Here is an 8,386-nt window from a genome sequence, read left to right on the forward strand (position 1 = left end):
ACCGATGGAGGAATCGATAGAATCGGGAGACGCCGATCGACGATCGGATCGCCTCGGCCGGCGACTGCTCGTCGAGCGACTGAGTAGCTACTGGCTTCGCGGCGCCGGCTACTTCGCGATCGGACTGTTCTGTCTGATCGTCCTGACGCTGGTCCACCGGTCGCTGCCGCTGCTCGCGGAGTACTCACTGGTGCAGATGTTGACGTCGGCGAACTGGGATCCGTCACAGAACCAGTTTGGCTTCCTGCCAGCGATCGTCGGCACGATCTACGTGGCCGCCCTTTCGATGCTCATGGGGACGCCGATCGCGATCCTGGTGGCGATCTACATCGCCGAGTACGCCGAGGGACGGCTGAAAGTAATCGTCTCGTCGTTCATCGACGTACTCGCCGCGATTCCGAGCGTCATCTTCGGACTCGTCGCGTTGCTCGTCGTGGTTCCGTTCGTCGGTAACTACCTCGCTCCGGCGGTCGGCGCCAGCGCGACCGGTCTGGGTATCTTCACCGTCAGCCTCGTGATGGCGATCGTCGTCACGCCGTTCATGATCTCGCTGTCCGTCGAGTCCCTCGAGGCCCTCCCCGACGAGTTGCGCGAGTCCTCCCTCGGCGTCGGCGCGACCAAGTTGGAGACGATCAGATCGGTCCTGTTGCGTGCGGCGGGGCCGGGTATCTTCTCGGCGGTCCTGCTCGGCTTCGGACGCGTCTTCGGCGCGACGATCGTCCCGGCCATGCTCATCGGCGGCCAGACGCAGATGCCGGACTCGCTGTTCGCGACGGGACAGACGCTCCCGACGCTGATCGTCAGCGACTTCGGCGAGTTGATGTCGATCCCGATCACCCAGTCCGCGCTGATCTTCGTCGGACTCATGCTGGTCGTCGTCGTCTGGTTTTTCAACTTCGGGGCCATGCTCGTCCAGCGGCGACTCAGACGGAGGTGGCAGTACTGATGGATCGATACGTCAAACAGCGGCTGTTCGGCGTGCTCGTCCGGGCTGCGACCGCACTCGTCGTCGGCGTCATGCTTCTGGTCGTCGGCGTGACGATCGTCAGAGGTGGCGCCGCGCTCCTCGGCGATCCGTCGATCGTGTTTACGCCGCCGGGATCGCGGTACATGCTCGAGGGAGACGGTGGCTTCCTCCACGCCGTCCTCGGGAGCATCTTCATCGTCGGTCCCGCGACGGTCGTCTCGATGGTTCTCGCCATCTCGACGGCGATCTACCTCCAGAGTGATTACTCGAGCGAGCGGTTCTCCGATACCGTGAACATGTTCCTGAACGTGCTCTGGGCGACGCCGCCGATCGTCTACGGGGTTTTCGTCCTGACGGTGATCATCGCCGTCGGCGCCCGGACCAGCCTGTTTTTCGGTATCGTCGCCATCGCGATCTTCCAGTACCCGATCATGACCCGGTACACCGACGAGGCGCTGCGGTCCGCGCCGGAGACGGTCACGGAGTCGGCGTACGGACTCGGCGCGACACGATTCGAGACGGCGCGGATGACCGTCCGTGCGGCGCTGCCCGGCGTCATCGCCGGAATCATCATGGGCTTTGCCCGCGGGATCGGCGACGCCGCGACGGTGCTGTTTACCGCCGGTCGGAGCACCCAGATGCCCGCCGGTCTCTTCGAACCGGCGACGACCCTGCCGATTCTCATCTTCGATCAGTCGACGTCGTTCAACGCTGAGGTTCGGTCACACGCGTACGCGGCGTCGTTCGTTCTCATCGTCGCCGTCCTCGCGCTAATCTTTCTCTCGAAGCTACTCGCCGGACGGTTCGCACGATACGCACCAGGAGGAAGACACTCATGAGCCAACAGATCGCACTTCGAACGGACGACCTCGCCGTAACGTACACCGGGAATCGCAACGTCGAGGCGCTGAAAGGCGTCGACGTCGAGTTTCCGGAAAACCGCCTGACAGCGATCATCGGCCCCTCCGGCTGTGGGAAGTCGACGCTGTTGAAGTCGCTGAACCGCCTCCACGACATCCAGTCGAACGTCGACGTCTCGGGTGACGTCCTCCTCGAGGGTCGCTCGATCTACGACACCGACGAGCCGGCACCCGAGATTCGCAGACGGATCGGCTACGTTCCGCAGACGCCGACGCCGTTACCGCTGTCGATCTACGAGAACGTCGCCTACGGCGTGAAGATCCACGGCGACTACGAGTCGAAATCGGATCTCGACGACCTGGTCGAGAGCTACCTGCGGAAGGTGAACCTCTGGGAGGAGGTTCGTGACCGTCTCGAGACGCCCGCAGCCGAACTGTCGACCGGCCAGATTCAGCGGCTCTGTCTTGCCCGCTCGCTCGCCGTCGAACCCGACGTGTTGCTCTGTGACGAAGTGACCTCGGCGCTCGACCCTATCTCGGCCGAACGGGTCGAGGAGACGCTCGAGTCACTGAAGACGGAGTACACGATCGTCATGGTCACACACAGCATGGACCAGGCCAGACGGCTCGCGGACGAAGTGGTGTTTCTCTACCTCGGCGAACTCGTCGAGTCGAACGACACCCGATCGTTCTTCGAAAACCCACAGCGTGAACGAACGCGGTCGTTCGTCAGGGGCCACACCATCGCCGAGACCGACGGCGACGAGACGAACGAGAACGACGCCGAAGCCGAATCGGAACCGGCAGACGAGCCGGTTCCAGCCGAACGGTAGCTCGAGGGGGCGTTCGACCAGTTGGTCGTTTCATACGGTTTGCGATGACTGATTGTCGGTCGATCGCTCGTCGGTCTGCGATCGGCCTAGATAAACTCATCGCAGTCCGTATCAGGTCCGATCGGCGGTTCCGTAGCTGCCCGAGGAGCGTCGGACGTCGATCTCGACGTCGTCGGGGAACTCGCGTGCGCCGACGCCGACAGCGGTGACTGCCTCGAGCGTACGAGAGCGCCGTTCGCCTCGGTCCGTCGACGCCAGCCCGTGTGGACTCGACGCCGCAGCCGAACAGCGTCGTCGAGTCGAAATTGTGGGATCAAACTCGAGGGATCACGAGACGAATGCAGACAGATGTTCCGACAGGCTCGCCCCCTCGCCACTCGAATTAGACTCCGGTGGACATCAAAGCTATCGGTATCCATATCTATATACTATATCTGTATATCTGTTCCATAGTGTCGAATTGCCGTTCAAACCACCTCACGGATGGCACCGACACAAGACCAGTGTCAATCCGGGCGGAGAGTCGGTACAATGCTCGAATTGTGGGTTTCATAGACTCGGTTCGTTGACTCCCCTTTCCTCTCAGCGGAACACCATTTGACGACTACCGATGTTTGTGTCGAGATCGGTTAATCGGCGTCAATACGTTTAGTTGGCGGCAAACACGATGCAATCGATCGGAACCGTCCGCAACGCAGTTCGTTCGGATAAATATAGTGATGGAATATACAGCAATAGGGACTAATATCATATACCCTATTATAGATTCGCACCGACAAATTCGAAAAGTAACTCGCCGCCACGCAACGCTCGGCGATCACTCTCGGAGCAAACTCACGTCGAACACCGGCTTGCACGTCTCACCGCCCAGAAACGCTTCGAACGCCTCGTCGACCTCGAGCAGCGAGTAGCGATCGTCGAGGACGGTCTCGAGGTCGACGTCACCCGTGGCGATCAGCCGAAGTGATCGGTCGAAATCCTCGTAGGTAGACGCATAGGAACACTGCAGGTCCAGTTCCGACCGGACCAGCGGCGAGTAGGGCATCGTCGTCTCGCCCGTCTGTCCGACGACGACGATCTGTCCGCCCTTGCGAACCTCGTCTACGGCCATCGTCAGCCCGGACGGGTGGCCCGTCGTATCGAAAACGACGTCGTAGCCGACCCCGTCGGTCAGTTCTTCGCGGACGGCCTCGAGGTGGTCTTCCTCGACGTTGACCGTCCGAAATCCAAGTTCCTCGGCCAGTGGGAGGCGATAGCTGACGTCGTTACCGACCCCCGCGACGACGACGTCACCCCCCTGTGCGTCGGCGATCTGAGCCGTGAGGAGACCGATCGGACCAGGACCGGCGACCATCACGCGATCGCCTGCGCCGACGCGGGAGTTGTGGACGACCGCTCGTGCCCCGATGCTGGTCGGTTCGACCAGCGAGGCGTGGCGCGGGTCGACGTCGTCGCCGACGCGCTGTAGCGCCGATTCGGGGACCGAGATGTACCCCGCGTACGCGCCGTCGTGGTCGACGCCGGTGATCACAGCGTCCTGACAGACGTTTTCCTCGCCGATCTTACACTGGTAACAGGAACCACAGCTACGGATCGGCCGTTCGACGACTCGGTCACCCAGCTCGAGGCCGGCGACGTCGTCACCAACCTCGACGACGCGGCCGGTGTACTCGTGGCCGATCACCGTCGGCAAGCTCATCCGTTCGAAGGCGGACTTGAACTTGTAGATACCTGCGTCGCTTCCACAGAGGCCGGCGTAGTCGACTTCGATCAACGCCTCGTCGGCAGCGGGTTCGGGTCGCGACCGATCGACGAGTTCCACCGCGCCGTACTCACGGCTCGTTTTGGCAAGTGCGCGCATACCTCGACTCGGCCAGCGGTCAGTATAATTCTGTTGGACGGTCGGTCGATCAGTACGAGTCGGAGGTGCCATCGGCCGTCCTCATCCCGTTGTGCTGTTACTCGATTATGGAGTTATTCGGATTATTTATCAACATACGTTCATCAGTACAACAAGTGCGTTCTCTATTGCTTTGGCAAGCCTGCACTGCAGGGTCGAATGCGGTGGTGTGGTCCGAGTCATCCCTGCAGTCGACGCTTGTCGGAGCACTATAGAGAGGGTGTACCAGTCTGCAGACCGTTCTCGACGACGGGAGGGCAGACGACATACGTATCGTATATTCGAATCGGAACCGCGTCATACGAGCTATCGGTCAGTTTCGCGTCTCCATCCCGTTCGGAAAATTACAACCATACACGTGTAATGATGGAGTTCCCCGACTCCGTCGAACGCGGTGAAACGAAGCCACACACCAGGTTCGGCTCGAAGGGGACTCATCCAGCCGCGTTTCCAGAGGGTCGATTTGGAACACGGGACATCTCGAGGACAGAATATGTTAGGAAACACTGTAGAGTAGCGTTCTCTACTACAGAATAGTATCGTCGAACAGATGGTCGAGACGGATCGACGAGACAGTATCGAAATCAGTGTAACGATGGATTCACCGCTTGCGATCGTGGAAACCTATTCGTAGATGGACCCGTGTAGCTGACGTATGGACGAGTACGTACACCATCCGGTAACCGTAACGGGCAAACGAGCGATCGTCGTCGGCGGAACCAGCGGACTCGGCCAGGCGATTGCGGTCGGGTTCGCCGCCGACGGTGCCGACGTCATCGCCACGAGTCGAAGCGAGGACCGTGTCGACGAGACCGCCGACCTCCTCGAGGACCACGGTGCGAAGACGGCCCGGGTACCGTGTGACGTCACCGACCGAGACTCGCTCGAGCGGGTTCGCGAGGTCGCCCAGGAGGCCCTCGGCGGAATCGACGTCGTGGTCGCCTCCCAGGGCGCGATCTCCCGCGAGGACGTCCTGGAAATCGACGACGAGGACTGGGGGTTCGTGACCGACGTCGCACTCGACGGCGTTCGGCGCGTCACGCAGACGTTCGCCCCGGCGATGGAGGAGGGCGGAAGCATCGTGAACATCTCCTCGCTCGCGGCGCGGCTGGCGATGGAGAACCTGCCCGCCTACTCGGCGGCGAAAGGGGGTGTCGAGGCGTTTACCCGCGCGTCCGCGAAGGAACTCGCACCCGACGTTCGAGTCAACGCCATCGCACCCGGCTTCTTCATCACCCCACAGAACGCCGACACCTACGCCGCGGGGACCGAGAAACGGACGCGAATTCAAGAGCGAACGCCGCTGGGTCGCGTCGGGGAGCGCGAGGAACTCGTCGGCACGGCGATCTACCTCTCGAGCGATGCGTCGTCGTACGTCACGGGCGAAGTGCTCACGGTCGACGGCGGATTTGCACCGAGTGCGTTCTGAGGCCCGCTCCACGTCGACAACCGACCAAACTCACGTGTGGTCGTCGTGTTGGTGCGAACCGAGTTGCGAAGAGATAGATCAGCAGCAAACTGGTACGGATCGTCTCCTGGGATACCGAATCGAACTGACATCGTTCGCGTGGCTTATCCCTTTTACCATTTTACTATACAGTATATGAAACGGAGTGGTTGTGCAACGATCAACCGAAGTGCCGTGAATCGATCGTTCGCAAAACAGCTTCCCGATATCGTCGCAGTGTTGCGATCGTCGTCGAAACCGCTGCACTCCCGGACACAGTCGAGTGCCAACCCAACCACTGCTGGTGGCCGCTTTGCGAGCGAGGGGAATCAATGAGTACAGATTCAAGTGTAAACGCCCTACAATAATGACTATGCCCGAACGAGAGCGTATTGCGGATACCCGTGCTCACACCGGTGAGGGGCCGCTATGGCACCCCGACGATCGACGACTGTACTGGGTCGACATTCCGGCCGGCGAACTCTACGGATACGACCCCGCACGCGACGAGTACGAACTCGTCTACGAGACCGACGGCGTCCCGCTCGGCGGGTACACGATCGAGGAGGACGGCGCGTTGCTGTTGTTCACCCACGGTACTGTCAGCCGGCTCGAGCCCGGCGACGACATCGCGCAACCGGTGGTCGAGATCGACGCCGAGACCCGGTTCAACGACGTTATCGCGGATCCCGAGGGTCGGGTATTCTGCGGGACGATGCCCGGCGACGACGAGCTGGGCGACCTCTATCGCCTCGAGCCCGACGGCACCGCGACCGTCGTCATCGAAAATATTGATATTCCAAATGGAATGGGGTTCTCTCGAAACCTCGAGACGTTTTACCTCACCGAGTCCGAGGCTCACGCGGTGTACGCGTTCGACTACGACCGGGAGACGGGCGCGCTTACGAACCGACGGACGTTCCTCGAGACGGGCGACGGCGACGGCGTTCCCGACGGCATGACCGTCGACGCGGACGACTACGTCTGGTCCGCGCGCTGGGACGGCGGTCGGGTCGTACGATACAAGCCCGACGGCAGGGACGTCGACACCATCGACCTCCCCGCACGGAAGGTCGCCTCGGTTACGTTCGGGGGACCAACGTACGAGGACCTGTACCTGACGACCGCGCTCACCGACGGCGACCGCGAAACGGAAGGCGAGGGCGCAGGCGCGGTGTTTCGGGTCCCCGACGTCGGCGTGAGCGGGGTACCGGAGTTTCGGTCGCGGATCGCCCTCGAGTGACGCGTCCCGTTGTCCACGCCGCAATATGGCGTTGTAATTCCGAGACGAACCAAATCTACACTATTACTCCGCCAGGCGTCGACTGCAGGGACGACTCGGACCACACCACCGCATTCGACCCTGCAGTGCAGGCTGGCCAAAGCACTCTCGTACCACGTCGTTCTCGAGCGGAGAATATCGGCGTTTCTGCTCGTCGTCCCTACTTGGAGTCCGCTCGTCGCGATGACGTCGTCGCCGATGGAAGGGGGCGTTCGTCCATCGTCAGGAGTAGTTGTACTCGAGTTCGATCACGTTCGCCGTGCCGAGGGCCGCCTCCGGCAGGTCGTTGTAGAACCTGTCGTCGCCGACCCGATGGACGGGACAGGAGACGCTGACGGCCGCGATACTACGGTCTGTGTCGTCGGTGATCGGGGCCGCGATACACCGCAGGCCGTTGAGTCGTTCCTCCCGATCGACGGCGTAGCGTTGCTCGCGCACCGTCTCGAGTTCCGCGAGGAACTCCTCGCGATCCGTGATCGTGTGACTCGTCTCCGCGGGGAGTCCGTGTTCCGTGAGGATGCGCTCGACCTCTTCGTCTGGCCGAAACGCCAGGATCGCTTTCCCGAGTCCGGTACAGTGCAGTCGAACTCGCTTTCCCTCGTGTGTATCGAGTTCGACCGCGTTGTCGCCTTTCGCTTGGTAAAGGTAGATACCCATTCCGTTTTTCTCGACCAGCAGGTTCACCAGTTCGCCGGTCTCGTCCGCGAGTTTGTCCACCTCGGCTTTCGCGGCGTCGTAGATCGGCGTTCGGTTTCTCGCGTACGCACCGAGACCGAGAAACGATAGCCCGATGTAGTACTGGTCGCCGTCCTTGTCGACGTACTCCTCGTTCGCGAGCGTCGTCAGGTGATTGTGGACCGCACTCTTGCCGATGTCGACACGGTCTGCGATCTCCGAGACGCCCGCGCCGTCGAGTTCTTGAATCACCTCGAGGATCTCGAACGTCCGGCTGACGGTTCGGACTGGATGTTTCGGTTCTGCCATACATCCATCTCACACTGAACTCATAAATAGATTGTTCTGCTCTATTGAAAATGGACGACAGCGGCGAGGCTAGGCTGTGCTTGGTAACAAGCTGAAGCCGAGGAAAGGAGATT

7 protein-coding genes are annotated in these 8,386 nt (G+C 61.3%); 5 read left to right on the plus strand and 2 right to left on the minus strand.

Going from position 1 to position 8,386, the window contains the following annotated elements; genetic code table 11:
* Positions 1–4 precede the first annotated feature (4 nt).
* The 3 genes from pstC to FYC77_RS18270 are packed head-to-tail and all read left to right on the plus strand — an operon-like array spanning position 5 to position 2,660.
* Positions 5–946 carry a phosphate ABC transporter permease subunit PstC gene (gene pstC / locus FYC77_RS18260; protein ID WP_149082934.1) on the plus strand — a complete coding sequence of 314 codons (942 nt, stop codon included), beginning with the start codon at positions 5–7 and terminating at the stop codon, positions 944–946.
* Entirely contained in the window at positions 946–1,806 is an 861-nt protein-coding gene (locus tag FYC77_RS18265; RefSeq protein WP_149082935.1) for a PstA family ABC transporter permease, read from the plus strand. Before pstC ends, FYC77_RS18265 begins: the two co-directional genes overlap by 1 nt.
* Positions 1,803–2,660 (plus strand): phosphate ABC transporter ATP-binding protein, encoded by an 858-nt coding sequence (locus FYC77_RS18270; protein WP_149082936.1) that lies wholly within the window; start codon positions 1,803–1,805, stop codon positions 2,658–2,660. Before FYC77_RS18265 ends, FYC77_RS18270 begins: the two co-directional genes overlap by 4 nt.
* A gap of 817 nt (positions 2,661–3,477) precedes the next feature.
* On the opposite strand, the gene FYC77_RS18275 is transcribed toward FYC77_RS18270, so the two are convergent.
* A complete protein-coding gene (locus tag FYC77_RS18275; RefSeq protein ID WP_149082937.1) occupies positions 3,478–4,521 on the minus strand; it encodes a zinc-dependent alcohol dehydrogenase in 1,044 nt (347 codons plus the stop codon).
* Between the two features lie 694 nt (positions 4,522–5,215).
* On the opposite strand from FYC77_RS18275, the gene FYC77_RS18280 reads away from it, so the two are divergent.
* Positions 5,216–5,989, plus strand: coding sequence for an SDR family NAD(P)-dependent oxidoreductase (locus tag FYC77_RS18280; protein ID WP_149082938.1), 774 nt, complete (start codon positions 5,216–5,218; stop codon positions 5,987–5,989).
* 391 nt (positions 5,990–6,380) lie between these two features.
* Positions 6,381–7,250, plus strand: coding sequence for an SMP-30/gluconolactonase/LRE family protein (locus tag FYC77_RS18285; protein WP_149082939.1), 870 nt, complete (start codon positions 6,381–6,383; stop codon positions 7,248–7,250).
* A gap of 261 nt (positions 7,251–7,511) precedes the next feature.
* Here the strand turns inward: FYC77_RS18285 and FYC77_RS18290 are convergent, their stop codons facing one another.
* Positions 7,512–8,273 carry an IclR family transcriptional regulator gene (locus FYC77_RS18290; RefSeq protein ID WP_149082940.1) on the minus strand — a complete coding sequence of 254 codons (762 nt, stop codon included), beginning with the start codon at positions 8,271–8,273 and terminating at the stop codon, positions 7,512–7,514.
* Positions 8,274–8,386 lie beyond the last annotated feature (113 nt).

Source organism: Natrialba swarupiae, assembly GCF_008245225.1.
Taxonomy (GTDB): Archaea; Halobacteriota; Halobacteria; order Halobacteriales; family Natrialbaceae; genus Natrarchaeobius; species Natrarchaeobius swarupiae.